The 15,347-nt window shown below is 51.2% G+C and carries 12 protein-coding genes and 1 CRISPR repeat array; of the genes, 8 read left to right on the forward strand and 4 right to left on the reverse strand.

Going from position 1 to position 15,347, the window contains the following annotated elements:
* Nucleotides 1–148: 148 nt before the first annotated feature.
* Together macA and macB are read left to right on the forward strand one after the other, a co-directional pair.
* Complete coding sequence (gene macA, locus ACWKXT_RS00360; RefSeq protein ID WP_217479925.1) at nucleotides 149–1,264, forward strand: macrolide transporter subunit MacA; 1,116 nt, start codon at nucleotides 149–151, stop codon at nucleotides 1,262–1,264.
* Complete coding sequence (gene macB / locus ACWKXT_RS00365) at nucleotides 1,261–3,201, forward strand: macrolide ABC transporter ATP-binding protein/permease MacB (RefSeq protein ID WP_454531394.1); 1,941 nt, start codon at nucleotides 1,261–1,263, stop codon at nucleotides 3,199–3,201. Before macA ends, macB begins: the two co-directional genes overlap by 4 nt.
* Before the next feature lie 69 nt (nucleotides 3,202–3,270).
* Here macB and cspD read toward each other — a convergent pair whose 3' ends face one another.
* A complete protein-coding gene (gene cspD, locus ACWKXT_RS00370) occupies nucleotides 3,271–3,492 on the reverse strand; it encodes a cold shock-like protein CspD (RefSeq protein ID WP_006809408.1) in 222 nt (73 codons plus the stop codon).
* Between the two features lie 267 nt (nucleotides 3,493–3,759).
* Between cspD and clpS the strand changes: the two genes are divergently transcribed.
* On the forward strand, nucleotides 3,760–4,080 hold the full coding sequence (gene clpS, locus ACWKXT_RS00375) for an ATP-dependent Clp protease adapter ClpS (RefSeq protein WP_006174393.1): 321 nt from the start codon (nucleotides 3,760–3,762) through the stop codon (nucleotides 4,078–4,080).
* A 27-nt stretch (nucleotides 4,081–4,107) separates the two neighbouring features.
* Nucleotides 4,108–6,387 carry an ATP-dependent Clp protease ATP-binding subunit ClpA gene (gene clpA, locus ACWKXT_RS00380; RefSeq protein WP_028012550.1) on the forward strand — a complete coding sequence of 760 codons (2,280 nt, stop codon included), beginning with the start codon at nucleotides 4,108–4,110 and terminating at the stop codon, nucleotides 6,385–6,387.
* A 92-nt stretch (nucleotides 6,388–6,479) separates the two neighbouring features.
* Here the strand turns inward: clpA and ACWKXT_RS00385 are convergent, their stop codons facing one another.
* The 3 genes from ACWKXT_RS00385 to ACWKXT_RS00395 are packed head-to-tail and all read right to left on the reverse strand — an operon-like array spanning nucleotide 6,480 to nucleotide 7,885.
* Nucleotides 6,480–6,959 carry an Hcp family type VI secretion system effector gene (locus tag ACWKXT_RS00385; protein ID WP_454531395.1) on the reverse strand — a complete coding sequence of 160 codons (480 nt, stop codon included), beginning with the start codon at nucleotides 6,957–6,959 and terminating at the stop codon, nucleotides 6,480–6,482.
* Between the two features lie 3 nt (nucleotides 6,960–6,962).
* A complete protein-coding gene (locus ACWKXT_RS00390; RefSeq protein ID WP_454531396.1) occupies nucleotides 6,963–7,181 on the reverse strand; it encodes a hypothetical protein in 219 nt (72 codons plus the stop codon).
* Nucleotides 7,182–7,183: 2 nt separating this feature from the next.
* A complete protein-coding gene (locus tag ACWKXT_RS00395) occupies nucleotides 7,184–7,885 on the reverse strand; it encodes a hypothetical protein (protein WP_454531397.1) in 702 nt (233 codons plus the stop codon).
* 966 nt (nucleotides 7,886–8,851) lie between these two features.
* Between ACWKXT_RS00395 and ACWKXT_RS00400 the strand changes: the two genes are divergently transcribed.
* From ACWKXT_RS00400 to cas3f, 4 genes are all read left to right on the forward strand, one after another.
* Nucleotides 8,852–9,292 (forward strand): hypothetical protein, encoded by a 441-nt coding sequence (locus tag ACWKXT_RS00400; RefSeq protein ID WP_454531398.1) that lies wholly within the window; start codon nucleotides 8,852–8,854, stop codon nucleotides 9,290–9,292.
* Between the two features lie 177 nt (nucleotides 9,293–9,469).
* Nucleotides 9,470–10,037: a CRISPR direct-repeat array (repeat unit 28 nt; unit sequence GTTCACTGCCGTACAGGCAGCTTAGAAA).
* Nucleotides 10,038–10,202: 165 nt separating this feature from the next.
* Nucleotides 10,203–10,652, forward strand: a complete 450-nt coding sequence (locus tag ACWKXT_RS00405; protein ID WP_454531399.1) for a hypothetical protein — start codon at nucleotides 10,203–10,205, stop codon at nucleotides 10,650–10,652.
* A 473-nt stretch (nucleotides 10,653–11,125) separates the two neighbouring features.
* On the forward strand, nucleotides 11,126–12,109 hold the full coding sequence (gene cas1f, locus ACWKXT_RS00410) for a type I-F CRISPR-associated endonuclease Cas1f (RefSeq protein WP_454531400.1): 984 nt from the start codon (nucleotides 11,126–11,128) through the stop codon (nucleotides 12,107–12,109).
* Nucleotides 12,106–15,336: a type I-F CRISPR-associated helicase Cas3f gene (cas3f, locus tag ACWKXT_RS00415; RefSeq protein ID WP_454531401.1), complete on the forward strand. Its 3,231-nt coding sequence runs from the start codon at nucleotides 12,106–12,108 to the stop codon at nucleotides 15,334–15,336. The genes cas1f and cas3f overlap by 4 nt, the downstream gene beginning before the upstream one ends.
* The last annotated feature ends 11 nt before the right edge of the window (nucleotides 15,337–15,347 follow it).

Consider the following 15,347-nt stretch of genomic DNA (forward strand, 5'->3'; position numbering starts at 1 on the left):
AGTCTTTTTGAATATCGCTATTTCAACAGGGGAAATATCAACGTCTTGTAAACAAATTACGGCGATTTCGGAGAACAGGGGTTTCGTTAAGGAGTCGTTTAGATAGAATCAACGTTTATTATTGCCAGAACATTAATTTGGAATATTTATGAACCTCAAGGGAAAACGCAGAACGCTGTTTCTGCTGCTGGCGCTGGTGATTTTAGTCGGTGGATTCTGGTTATGGCAGGTGCTTAACGCGCCTGTTCCGCAGTACCAGACGCTGATCGTTCGTCCGGGTGAACTGCAGCAAAACGTCCTTGCGACGGGCAAACTTGATGCGCTGCGCAAAGTTGACGTCGGCGCGCAGGTCAGCGGCCAGCTGAAAACGCTGTCGGTAGAGATTGGCGACAAGGTTAAAAAAGGCCAGCTGCTTGGTGTTATCGATCCCGAGCAGGCTGAGAACCAGATCCGCGAAGTGGAGGCTACGCTGATGGAGCTGCGCGCCCAGCGTGCGCAGGCGCTGGCAGAGCGTAATCTGGCTCAGGTGACGCTGACTCGCCAGCAGGCGCTGGCGAAAACCCAGGCCATTTCAAAGCAGGATTTAGACACCGCCGCGACGGAGTTGGCGGTGAAACAGGCGCAGATTGGCACGATCGACGCGCAAATCAAACGTAATCAGGCCTCGCTGGATACGGCGAAAACCAACCTCGATTATACAAAAATCGTTGCGCCGATGGCCGGGGAAGTGACGCAAATTACCACGCTGCAGGGCCAGACGGTGATTGCCGCCCAGCAGGCACCAAACATTCTGACGCTGGCGGACATGAGCACCATGCTGGTGAAGGCTCAGGTCTCCGAGGCGGACGTGATCCATCTTAAGCCGGGGCAGAACGCCTGGTTTACCGTACTCGGTGACCCGCAAACCCGTTACGAAGGCGTGCTGAAAGATATCCTGCCGACGCCGGAAAAGGTTAACGACGCCATTTTCTACTATGCACGTTTCGAAGTGCCGAACCCGAAGGGCGTGCTGCGTCTGGACATGACCGCGCAGGTGCATATCCAGCTGACCGGCGTGAAGAACGTGCTGACCGTTCCGCTTTCCGCGCTGGGTGAATCCGCCGGGGACAATCGCTACAAGGTAAAAGTGCTGCGTAACGGCGAAACGCGCGAGCGCGAAGTGGTGATTGGCGCGCGCAACGACACCGACGTGGTGGTAGTGAAAGGGCTGGAAGAGGGCGAGGAGGTGGTTGTCAGTGAAAGCCTGCCCGGAGCTGCTAAATGACCGCGCTGCTTGAGCTGAAGGACATTCGTCGCAGCTATCCGTCCGGCGACGGCCCGGTGGAGGTGCTGAAAGGCATCTCGCTGCGGGTGGAAGCGGGCGAGATGGTGGCGATTGTTGGCGCGTCGGGTTCGGGTAAATCGACGCTGATGAATATTCTCGGCTGTCTGGATAAACCCACCAGCGGCACGTACCGCGTGGCCGGGACGGACGTCTCTACGCTGGACGGCGACGCGCTGGCGAAGCTACGCCGGGAGCATTTTGGCTTTATCTTCCAGCGTTACCACTTGCTCTCTCACCTGAGCGCGGCGCAGAACGTGGAAGTGCCCGCGGTGTATGCGGGCGTGGAACGTAAAAAACGCCTTGAGCGCGCGAAGGCGCTGTTAACGCGCCTGGGGCTGGCGGAGCGGGTGGAGTATCAGCCGTCGCAGCTGTCCGGCGGCCAGCAGCAGCGCGTGAGTATCGCCCGTGCGCTGATGAACGGCGGGCAGGTGATCCTCGCGGATGAACCGACGGGAGCGCTCGACAGCCACTCCGGCGAAGAGGTGATGGCGATCCTGCACCAGCTGCGCGATCAGGGTCACACGGTGATTATCGTCACCCACGATCCGCAGGTGGCAAAGCAGGCGGAACGCATTATTGAGATCCACGACGGCGAGCTGGTGAGCAACCCGCCGCCGCGTGAGTCCCGCGCGGCGGCACCAAAAGAGGCGCTACCGGCAGCAACCGGCTGGGGACAGTTCTCCAGCGGCTTTCGTGAAGCGCTGACCATGGCCTGGCTGGCGATGGCGGCCAATAAAATGCGCACCTTGCTGACCATGCTCGGCATCATTATTGGTATTGCCTCGGTGGTGTCGATTGTGGTGGTGGGCGACGCGGCGAAGCAGTTGGTGCTGGCGGATATCCGCGCCATCGGGACCAACACCATTGACGTCTATCCCGGCAAAGATTTCGGCGACGACGAGCCGCAGTATCAGCAGGCGCTGAAGTATGACGATCTGGCGGCCATCCAGAAGCAGCCGTGGGTGAACTCCGCCACGCCTGCGGTCTCGCAAAACCTGCGTCTGCGCTACGGCAATATCGACGTAGCGGCCAGCGCCAACGGCGTGAGCGGCGATTACTTTAACGTCTATGGCATGACCTTCAGCGAAGGTGCCACCTTCAACGCCGAACAGCTGGCGGGCAGGGCGCAGGTGGTGGTGCTGGACGCCAACTCGCGCAGGCAGCTCTTCCCCAATAAAGCGAACGTGGTGGGCGAAGTGATCCTGGTCGGCAATATGCCGGCCACGGTCATCGGCGTGGCCGAAGAGAAGCAGTCGATGTTTGGCAGCAGCAAGATCCTGCGCGTCTGGCTGCCGTATACCACCATTTCCGGGCGGATCATGGGCCAGTCCTGGCTCAACTCCATCACCGTGCGCGTGAAGGAGGGCTATGACAGCGCGCTCGCCGAACAGCAGCTGGAACGGCTGTTAACATTACGCCACGGGAAGAAGGATTTCTTCACCTGGAATATGGACGGCCTCTTGAAAACGGCGGAAAAGACCACACGTACTCTTCAGCTGTTCCTCACGCTGGTGGCGGTGATCTCGCTGGTCGTCGGTGGTATCGGGGTGATGAATATCATGCTGGTGTCGGTGACGGAGCGCACGCGCGAGATCGGCATCCGCATGGCGGTCGGAGCCAGAGCCAGCGACGTGCTCCAGCAGTTTCTGATTGAGGCGGTGCTGGTGTGTCTGGTTGGCGGGGCGATGGGCATTGCACTTTCGATGATGATCGCCTTCGCGCTTCAGCTCTTCTTACCCGGCTGGGAGATTGGCTTTTCGCCGGTGGCCATATTGACCGCTTTTCTCTGTTCAACGTTTACCGGTATTTTGTTTGGCTGGTTGCCCGCCCGCAACGCGGCGCGGCTTGATCCGGTGGATGCGCTGGCGCGGGAATAACCCGAAAATAAAAATGCCAGCCGATCGGGCTGGCATTTTGACTGCGTGATGTACACAATAAACAGAGAGCTATGCAACCGTTTCTGCTTCAACGGGTACGATAAGGCTTGCATGATTGCCTTTTGGCCCCTGGTGTACATCGAACCGGACGGACTGCCCGGCTTTGAGCGTTCTGTAACCATCCATCTGAATGGTGGAATAGTGAGCGAAGATATCCTCGCCGCCGCCTTCGGGGCAGATGAAGCCAAACCCTTTGGCGTTGTTGAACCACTTAACAGTACCCATTTCCATGCTTCGACATCCTTCGTAAATCTTATAAATTAAGATGGAATGAACCGGTGGTGGAGTGGGGGCTGTTCAAAACCTCGCCATCTCACGCTTGTACAATTTAGAGAAACGATAGAAGTCGTCAAGCGTTTGGCGCTGGAGATGGGACAATAATCAACCAAAGTTTGAAGCAGTTAACGCTATTGCAACGGTTTGTGACAGACATCGCGGATGACAGTAATAGATGATTGTTATCTAACATCTGAGGTAGATTCAAAGTGGTTATGCAAAATGGGTAAGACCAACGACTGGCTGGATTTTGACCAGCTGGCGGAAGACAAAGTGCGTGACGCGCTAAAACCGCCATCTATGTATAAAGTTATGTTAATGAACGATGATTACACGCCGATGGAATTTGTTATTGACGTGCTACAAAAGTTCTTTTCTTATGATGTAGAACGTGCAACGCAACTGATGCTTACCGTTCATTATCGTGGCAAAGCTATCTGCGGCATCTTCACAGCCGAAGTGGCGGAAACCAAAGTGGCGATGGTGAACGACTATGCGAGGGAGAACGAGCATCCGTTGCTGTGTACGCTGGAAAAGGCCTGATAAGGCATAAAATTGGGGGAGGTGCCTATGCTCAATCAAGAACTGGAACTCAGTTTAAACATGGCTTTCGCCAGAGCGCGTGAGCACCGACATGAGTTTATGACCGTCGAGCATTTACTGCTCGCACTGCTTAGCAACCCATCTGCCCGCGAAGCGCTGGAAGCCTGCTCCGTGGATCTGGTGGCGCTACGTCAGGAACTCGAAGCCTTCATCGAACAAACCACACCAGTGCTGCCAGCCAGTGAAGAGGAGCGCGACACGCAGCCGACGCTCAGCTTCCAGCGCGTGCTGCAGCGCGCGGTATTTCACGTCCAGTCTTCCGGACGTAGCGAAGTGACTGGCGCAAATGTCTTAGTCGCCATCTTCAGCGAGCAGGAGTCACAGGCTGCCTATCTGCTGCGCAAACACGAAGTCAGCCGCCTCGACGTGGTTAACTTTATTTCTCACGGAACGCGCAAAGACGAGCCTAACCAGGCATCGGATTCCAGCAATCAGGTCAATAACAATGAAGAGCAAGCAGGCGGGGAGGATCGTATGGAAAACTTCACCACCAACCTTAACCAGCTTGCTCGCGTTGGCGGTATCGACCCGCTGATTGGCCGCGATAAAGAGCTGGAGCGCGCGATCCAGGTGCTGTGCCGTCGCCGCAAGAACAACCCGCTGCTGGTGGGTGAGTCAGGCGTGGGTAAAACGGCGATTGCCGAAGGTCTTGCCTGGCGCATTGTGCAGGGCGACGTGCCGGAAGTGATTGCCGACTGCACCATCTACTCGCTGGATATTGGCTCGCTGCTGGCGGGCACTAAATATCGCGGTGATTTTGAAAAACGTTTCAAGGCGCTGTTGAAACAGCTGGAGCAGGACACCAACAGCATCCTGTTTATCGATGAGATCCATACCATCATCGGCGCAGGTGCGGCTTCCGGTGGCCAGGTGGATGCGGCAAACCTGATCAAACCGCTGCTTTCAAGCGGCAAGATCCGCGTGATGGGCTCCACGACGTACCAGGAGTTCAGCAACATCTTTGAGAAAGACCGTGCTTTGGCTCGTCGCTTCCAGAAAATCGACGTCACCGAGCCGTCCGTTGACGAAACGGTGCAGATCATCAACGGTCTGAAAACCAAGTACGAAGCGCATCACGACGTGCGTTACACCGCGAAAGCGGTCCGTGCGGCGGTGGAGCTGGCGGTGAAATACATCAACGACCGTCACCTGCCGGATAAGGCGATTGACGTGATTGATGAGGCAGGGGCGCGTGCGCGTCTGATGCCAGCGAGCAAGCGTAAGAAAACCGTTAACGTGGCGGATATTGAGTCCGTGGTGGCCCGCATCGCGCGTATCCCTGAGAAGAGCGTTTCTCAGAGCGACCGCGACACGCTGCGCACCCTTGGCAATCGCCTGAAAATGCTGGTCTTTGGTCAGGATAAAGCCATTGAGGCCTTAACCGAAGCGATCAAGATGGCCCGTGCCGGACTGGGGCATGACCACAAGCCTGTCGGTTCCTTCCTGTTCGCCGGTCCAACTGGCGTGGGGAAAACCGAGGTGACGGTTCAGCTCTCAAAAGCGCTGGGCATTGAGCTGCTGCGCTTTGATATGTCCGAGTATATGGAGCGTCACACCGTCAGCCGTTTGATTGGTGCGCCTCCGGGCTACGTGGGCTTTGACCAGGGCGGCCTGCTCACCGACGCGGTGATCAAGCATCCGCACGCGGTATTGCTGCTCGATGAAATCGAGAAAGCGCACCCGGACGTGTTCAACATCCTGCTGCAGGTGATGGACAACGGGACGCTGACCGACAACAACGGGCGCAAGGCGGATTTCCGCAACGTGGTGCTGGTGATGACCACCAACGCCGGGGTGCGTGAAACCGAGCGTAAATCAATCGGCCTGATCCACCAGGATAACAGCACCGATGCGATGGAGGAGATCAAGAAGATCTTCACGCCGGAGTTCCGTAACCGTCTGGACAACATTATCTGGTTCGATCATCTGTCTACCGAGGTGATTCATCAGGTTGTGGACAAGTTCATCGTCGAACTGCAGGTTCAGCTGGATCAGAAAGGCGTGTCGCTGGAAGTGAGCCAGGAGGCCCGCAACTGGCTGGCCGAGAAAGGCTACGACCGTGCGATGGGCGCCCGTCCGATGGCGCGCGTGATTCAGGACAACCTGAAGAAACCGCTGGCGAACGAGCTGCTGTTTGGCTCGCTGGTGGACGGCGGCCAGGTGACCGTGGCGCTGGACCAGGCGAAGAACGAGCTGACGTACGATTTCCAGAGTGCAGCGAAGCACAAGCCGGAAGCGGCTCACTGAGTTGTAAGGTAAAAGCACAACGGCAACTTCGGTTGCCGTTGTTTAGTTTTAGTAAGATGGTCACATAAAAAAGGACTCTTGATAGTTCTTTTTTATGCCACTGCTCTTTCATTCCATGAGTCTTTGAACATTATGTTCCCATCACAGTAAATCCACTCTATAGATTCATAACGAATTTCAATTTCTTCCATATGCTTACTTGCAACGCCTATTGGAAATAAAATGGGAGAAATCCTTGTAATTTTTACGTTTTCCATCTTTATATTAAAGTATTCTACTTCTATTCCTGCTTCATTAATCCTGTACATTTTAATTAAAGCAGTTTTAAGTGTTCTGCCCTGACATACCGCCCTGAATAAATAGGGGGTGAGGCGATCTATCTCTTTTTCAAATGTAATCGGAACATGTAGGCGCGTACCAGTAAGTTTTCCAGTGTTATAATCTGTAGGGATCCATACAGAATGATTGAACGATTTAAGCTCTGTGGAACCCAATCGTGTAGGCATTAAACATTCACCTATTATAGGTGAGTTATTTTCATCGGTAAGCCACATATATGCTGGTATTGTCATTTTTTATCCTTTGTCTTTGAAGCGAAAAGCAATTGCAAATACGGTTATAAAGATGCCTAGAATAATGTTACGGGCTATTTTAACATCCTCTATATTTGCTGCTATGATACCTGAAAGAAAAGCAGAAAATATAAATACACCGTACCAATAAAAATCATTAAAACAATCTTGTATAAAACTATCAAAGAATTGTTTTAAAAATTCCATGATTGACTTTAACATGATTACATCATTCTTTTTAGCGTGTTAGTAATTTCAATATCAGATGCTGTATTTATGTTTATGTATCCAGCCTTCATAATAATTGGTTCAATAAGAAAATACATCATCTCAAGTTTTTCAACATAAAGTGCATGATAAAATTGTGGCATAAAAGTCTTTAATCTATTTGCACTCTCAGAAGCTTTGTTAACAATGCCATAAAGGTTCAATGCAGTAATCGGAATGCCAGCGCGTCCTCCTATTTTTTTCACAAAAGCAGCTTCAACTGAGGCATTCATTTTATTTCCATAACAAATGTAAGATACAACGGAATAAATTAAGGCAGATTTTGATAAGGTTTTTATGGAAATGTTTTTAGTGAATGGTGTTAATCTTTCAAGAATTGTTTTCTTTTCTACTTCATTTTTGTTTTTGAGAACCGTTTCTATATAAATCTTAATCATCCTGAAAATTAAATCCCGGTGTATAACTAACTCGCCTAACCCCTGCACGAACCTAACATCTTCATCCTTTAATCGGATGCAAACATCATGATAATTTTTTGTTAAACATGATGAATAGTATAACAGGCGCGTCGCTGCATCACTGAGGTTATTTAAATAATCAGTAACTTCATCTTTGACCCCTCTCATAGCCTTATCTAATCTTATGGCTAATTCTTTGTCAGTTCCTATTTTATTAATAATATCTTCACTGTAATACATAATGCATTCCTTTGGTTTAATACGTACATCATCTTATAAGGAACGCTTTGAACAAGTGATCGTGCCCTCACTTTTGTTAAATAGGAGAAAAGGCAGTCTTTATATTTACATGATGGATGGTTGGTCTTTAATAATTAATGTGGTGAATGCAATGCTGTACTATAAGTTGTTCGTTATTTTTATCAGCTTATTTTAAAATTTTAAAAGTACGTCATTAAAAATAGCTCTGATATCGTTTGATATGATTTCATTTACAATTGTTGTTTCGGGTAGAAGGACGTTTGCGGCAACTGCAGAGCGCAGTGTTTTATAGTGATGATACGAGAGCTTGCCGGACGCTATAAAATCCGCTTTATGAGCATCAAACAGATAGGCAAGCATTTTTGCGACTTTAATCACGCCAGCTAAGGGGCAAGACTTTCAAAAACTTCAGGCGCACTAATGATGCTCGTTTGCGGATATACGCTAATTGTATTGAATTTAGCGTGTTTCACGCTTTTATCTATGAAATAGCGATAGAAAAAAACCTTTCGTCCAGAGGGGTAAACACGGATTCCAACCTGTCGTGTGCCTCACTCACTTAAATTACATTTATTATTTGTTCAATGTTTTGCCGTCCTTCCCTGTGCGAGAGGTGAGGGCACGAGGCTGCAGAGGAATTTTGCGAGGCGCTTTCCAGTTTCTTTCGAAGTCAGTTGCTGGATAAATCCACAGTAATAAAATGGCGGCGCACCTGCAAAATCAGGTGTCGGGATTGGCGTCCTGAAAGTGTGTGAGCAGCAGTAATGCTGCAGGCTTCGTTCGCCCTAAGGAAAAGGGTATAATTCTGCATCTGGCGGGCGAATCGGAAGCTTCTTTTGAAGCGCCAGTAGCACACACACTGGTACGCCAATTCCTTTTCGTCCGCCGCCAGCAAATTGGCGTTTCCTGCGGTGGTAAATTCATAGTGTGTGAAGGAATTACCCAATGAATACAGAAAACAATTTCGCCCATTTATACAGCGAACTCTCCCTCAACCCCGATCTCCCAACCCTGGCCGAGCGCTGCAAGCTGCTCACCGAAATTCTACTGGATTGCAAATCACTCCCGCAAACGCAGCCCGTCTGCCTCTGTCTCGGCGCCTGGCTGGAAGAAGTTAAAACCGGCCTCACAGAATCAATGCGTGATTTTCAGGTGGTGGAATTTGAGGACGAAGCGGAACAACCGCGACAAAAAGAGTGGTTGCTTGAAGATACAGAAACGAAATGCGACTACTGCCGCGCGTTAAACCATGTGCTGCTGGTGTCGCATTTTGACTGCGATATGTTGCCGCACCTGACGGGGTTGCTCCATGACATTACGCATTCGATGGCCGCGGATGTCGTTGCACCTCAACGTGCAGAAACGGTAATTCACATTATTTCCTGAATGCGATCCGAGGCGTCGGGGGCGTTACTCTGACGTTATTGGTTTATACCCTTTTTTCTGATATTTACGTAACGTATTGATTTATATGGTGCGTATTTACGTTCCAGAAAAAAGGGTTTTATGCGTAAAAGTTGATTATTTTGTTTGCTAACAATAAGATGGCGTTTTTTCATTTCAGTTCACTGCCGTACAGGCAGCTTAGAAAGTAAGTTCCTTGATGTAAAAACGCCGGTCATTGTTCACTGCCGTACAGGCAGCTTAGAAATTTACCGCCTTTGGCATTGAGCTGGTCAAGTAGTTCACTGCCGTACAGGCAGCTTAGAAATCTTTCGCGCGAATCATATCAATTAGTTTTCTGTTCACTGCCGTACAGGCAGCTTAGAAAATTACGCACCAGCCCTTACGCACTTGAAATTTGTTCACTGCCGTACAGGCAGCTTAGAAAGTCATATATCACCGTCTCAGTTAGCAGCCATTGTTCACTGCCGTACAGGCAGCTTAGAAATGTTCTCCATTAAAGCGTTGCCAGTTATCCCAGTTCACTGCCGTACAGGCAGCTTAGAAATTGCAGCAATAGCTGAAGGACGCGCACCACGCGTTCACTGCCGTACAGGCAGCTTAGAAAGGGAGGTCATTGCCCACGTAAACCGTCAGTACGTTCACTGCCGTACAGGCAGCTTAGAAAGCGACACACACACATTATCATGTGTTCGTGCAGTTCACTGCCGTACAGGCAGAATAAAAACCATCGGCAATCATAACCGAGTCTATTAGGCGAATGCCCGTTTTTGATGCTGACCTAAACTTCATCTCTTCATTATGTTGACTCCGTATGGGGAGTTGGCATTTTTTACCTGGAAATAAAATACCTTTCAGCTATTCTCCTCCCATTAAAAACAAGGAGAGCTATATGAAATTTCAATATTTTATTATGACAACTATTCTTTTTCTCCCAGTAACTGGTAATGCGGTTGGAATACCTCGTATGGGGGAACTTAAAGCCGAAAGTCATCAGATTTGTGGGAAAAACATCGATGTTGAAGTTATTATGCTTGAAAACCACTCTACATTGATTGGCCTGGAAAATAAACAAACACATAATCTGGATCTATTTCTCTCATCCGAGCAATCTCCCGAGGAGATGAATTATGCGAAATTCATTCCCGCCAGATATGATAACCTGTCAAAGAGTTTTATTGCCCGCGAAGATAATGAAATTGATATAGTCTGGGGGAGCTCAAAAAATGATAAGGGTGAGGTTTCTTACAGCCTTGCCCTTGGTCCTCAAACATATTCATGTAGCCCGCTCCAGAAGTGGCCCAGTGAAAAAGCCAATGAAATGTATGGTGAGGCTCCCTGACTCTCTTTATGCCTACAGGCGCTTTTTTAAGCGCCTGTATCAATGACCCCTTTCTGAAACTGGTAGGGAAGAGGAGTTGCTTAATTTATTTCCTGACATTAGGATGAGCGGTGTTCTTCCTGCTTCACTGCTGTACAGGCAGTTTAGAAAAACTCGACTGCGATTTTTTTCGCAATAAAATGTTTACTGCCGTACAGGCAGACCCCTCTTTTTAGTAAATATTCGCCATATCAATTTTATAAGTGAAATTATTCAAACTCTCACTTTTTTTCAAACGTATACCCGAAAACATTCACGGGAAAATTATATTTTTACATATATATCATTGGTGAAAATGATAAGTGAAGGGATGGAGATATTTTTTTCTCAATTATAGCTGTAATTAGTATTGATTTGATACCCGTCACATTTTTGTTCATCTTGTCTCCGATAACATGCCATGCATACAACGCCTTGAAATAAAAGCTCTTACTATGTCCGCAAACAGCATCACCTCAACAGACTTAAAAACCATTCTGCATTCAAAACGCGCCAACATTTATTACCTGGAAAAATGCCGTATCCAGGTAAATGGTGGACGCGTTGAATATGTCACCCAGGAAGGGAAAGAGTCATTTTACTGGAATATTCCCATCGCTAATACCACAGCGGTGATGCTGGGAATGGGAACATCCGTTACGCAAATGGCAATGCGGGAGTTTGCGCGGGCGGGCGTGATGGTTGGTTTTTGCGGTACAGATGGCACGCCGCTTTATTCCGCCAACGAGGTGGATATTGATATCTCATGGCTCAGCCCGCAAAGCGAATACCGTCCGACGGCGTATCTACAAAATTGGGTCTCATTCTGGTTTGATGAAGAAAAACGTCTGCAGGCGGCAAAGCAGTTTCAGTTTATTCGTTTTCAGCAAATCGAAAAACAGTGGGCAGGGCTGCGGATGCAGCGCGAAACGGCTTTTCAGCCAGATAAGAATGCGCTGGACACTATTCTGGAGCGTGCCCGACAGGGTATGGATAACGCGCAGGATCATACATCCCTGATGCTCCAGGAAGCACTACTCACAAAATCACTTTATAAACTGGCAAGCCAGACCGTGGGCTACGGTCACTTCAGCCGCGCCAAACGGGGCGGAGGGGCGGATATGGCAAACCGTTTTCTCGATCAGGGTAACTATCTCGCCTACGGGCTGGCGGCGGTCGCGGCCTGGGTGACGGGCATTCCTCATGGTCTGGCTGTCATGCACGGTAAAACCCGACGCGGCGGGCTCGTTTTTGATATTGCCGATTTAATCAAAGATGCCCTCGTTATGCCGCAGGCATTTATTGCGGCTATGGAGGGTGAAGATAATCAACAGTTTCGCCAGCGCTGTATTAATGCCTTTCAGCAGGCCGATGCGCTGGATGTAATGATTACCACGTTGCAGGAAACCTCGCAGTCGCTGGCGGGGGGCACAAAATGAATGTGCTGATTATCTCTCGGTGTACCAAACGTGCGCGCGAGCAAAGCTGGCAGATTATCGATCAGTTTGCTGAGCGCACGGGAGACGCGGCATGGCAGACGACGATGACGATGGAAGGCGCTATCACGCTGCGCAAGCTGCTGCGTAAAACTGCGCGACGTAATACCGCCGTGGCCTGCCACTGGTTGAAAAAAAACGGTCAAACCGAACTGCTGTGGATTGTCGGGAATTTGCGGCGTTTTAACGCGCAGGGGCGCGTGCCAACGAATCGCACGACGCTGCAAATTATTCGCAATGACAGCGAACACCGCTGGCAAAGTGCGGAAAGCATCGCCTTGCTGGCGGCGATCGCCGGGCTGTTTCATGATTTTGGTAAAGCCGGGATGTGCTTCCAGCAGACGCTTAAGGGGGAAAGTCAGCACGTTTGTCAGCCGTTTCGCCATGAGTGGATCTCGGTTCGTCTGTTCGAGGCGTTTGTAGGAGAGCAAACCGATGAACAGTGGCTGACATCTCTCACCCAGCTAAAAGCCGCTGACGAAAAGGCTATGCTGAAAGCGCTGAAGATGGACACAGATAAGAATTGCAGCCTTTTGAGCAACCTCCCACCTCTGGCGAAAGTGGTGGTATGGCTGATATTGTCGCACCACCGTTTACCGCAGTCGCATTCGACTCTTCCTGAGTTGCTCTATTGCGAAGGCTGGTTTGAGCGACAGCTGAACGCAGACTGGAACTCGCTTAATCATAAATCTCCCGAAAAACATCAGTGGAAAGCGCGTGATTTTAAAAATGTCTGGACATTTCCCCACGGTACGCCGCTAAAAAGTCAAACCTGGCGTGAGAAGGCCCGTCAGATTGGTAAACGCATCCGGAACCTGCCTGCTCTGCTTCATGCGGGATCGCTGGATAATCTCTTTACCCTCCACCTTGCACGTCTGTCGCTGATGCTGGCCGATCACGTCTACTCCTCTCAACCGGCTTATTCCGGATGGCAGGATGATGCCTTTCAGGTATGGGCTAACAGCTACCGAGGGACCGGGGAACTCAAGCAAAAGCTGGATGAACACAATGTCGGCGTAGCGCATCAGGCGCTATTGATGGGGCGTTCTCTTCCGGCGTTGCGTCGTTCATTGCCCGCCATCGCCAGACATAGAACCTTCCGGGAAAGGGCAAAAGAAGAGCGTTTTCACTGGCAGAACAAGGCCTGGGACGTTGCCTCTTCCCTGCGCGAGAAGAGTAACGAGCAGGGCTTCTTCGGCATCAATATGGCCTCGACCGGATGCGGTAAAACCTTTGCCAATGCCCGAATTATGTACGCTCTGGCTGATGATCAGACAGGGTGTCGTTTCAGCGTGGCGCTGGGGTTACGCACGCTGACGCTGCAAACGGGGCAGGCTTTACGTTCGCGCCTGAGGCTGGATGACGACGCGCTGGCCGTCGTGACCGGTGCCGCAGCAGTGAAGGAGTTGTATCAGGGTAACGAGGCTGAAGATACCAGCAGCGCCAGCGACGAAGCATTTTTCGCCAGCCACCATTACGTGCATTACGAAGGGGCGACCAGTAGCGGGATCGCACAGCAGTGGCTGGCGAAAGAACCGGCGCTTAATCGTCTGGTCAGTGCCCCGGTGCTGGTGACAACCATCGATCACCTGATGCCAGCTACGGAAGGCGTGCGCGGCGGCAGGCAGATCCCCGCCATGTTGCGCCTGATGACCAGCGATCTGGTTCTTGATGAGCCTGATGATTTTGATGTTGATGATTTGCACGCCCTGTGTCGGCTGGTGAACTGGGCGGGAATGCTGGGTTCCCGCGTGCTGCTTTCCTCGGCGACGCTCCCCCCTGCATTAACGGAAGCGCTGTTTGAAGCTTATCGGGTAGGGCGCAAAGCCTGGCAGGCCGCGTGCGGTCAGTCGGACAGGCCGATGAGTATCTGCTGCGCCTGGTTCGATGAATATGGCGCGCAGTCGCAGGATGTGGTCGACGAAGCTCAATTTCGTCAGGCGCATGGCGATTTTGTCAGGCAGCGGATCAAACGTCTGCCTGACCAGCCCCGGCTTCGTCTGGGGAAACTGGCCGTCGTGAAGCCGCACTCGTCCTGTACTGCCGATGTTGTCTCTGCGCTGGCGCAGACGTTGCATCAGCAAACAATCGCGCTGCACGGTCATCATCACAGCACGCATAAAAGTGGCAAAACCGTGTCGTTTGGTCTGGTGCGGATGGCGAATATCAACCCGCTGGTTGCCGTCGCGCAGGCGCTGATGGCATTACCCTCTCCGGATAATTACCGCATTCATTATTGCGTGTACCACAGCCAGCACCCGCTGGCGGTGCGTGCGGCAATTGAAAAACGACTCGATGCCGTGTTCACGCGGCATGAGCCGGAACGGGTCTGGCAGTTGCCTGAAGTTGTGCAGGCACTGATGTCACCGGAACAGCACCATCTTTTTGTCGTACTCGGCACATCTGTTCTGGAAGTCGGGCGCGATTTTGATGCCGACTGGGGAATTATCGAGCCGAGTTCGATGCGTTCGCTTATTCAGTTTGGGGGGCGTATTCAGCGCCATCGTCAGATCGTGCCTGAGAGCGAAAATCTGGTGATTCTGGAACGCAATGTTCGCTCGCTTCGCGGGGAGACGGTGGCCTACTGCCGACCCGGTTTTGAAACCGAGCAGCATCTGCTGCCTCACCACGATCTCCATGAGTTACTCAGCGAAGAGGGTTATCGCACGCTGAATGCGCTCCCGCGCATCGTTGAGAATCTGCCCGGCAATGCGCTGGCGGCACTGGAGCACGCCCGGTTGCGCGGCGCGCTGCTGGACGGCGGCGATAAGTCAGATGCGGTGGCCGCGTCGTGGTGGCGGCTGCCGCTGACGTGGAACGGTGAGTTGCAGCGGCGGACGCCGTTTCGCGCCTCATCTCCGCAGGAGTCCTTTTATCTGACAATGAAAGAAGAAGATGACGAGCCCGTATTTTGTTTGCTTCAGGAAAATGGTGAACCGAAACCTGCGGGAGGATTTTGCAAACAGCTGTTATCCATTGCTGACGGCGTAGAGCCGTGGATTGCAATTGATTATGCCGAGGTATTACAGGCGCTGGCGGAGACGAAGCAGATGGAGTTGGCTGCGGTGTCGCGACGGTATGGCGAAATCACATTGAGAGTGACCAGGGAGGAGGAAACAGAGAAATGGTTATATCACCCCGCATTGGGTGTATTCAGGGAATATCTCTAAGAGTCAGGAGC

Source organism: Enterobacter sp. UPMP701 (assembly GCF_053709515.1).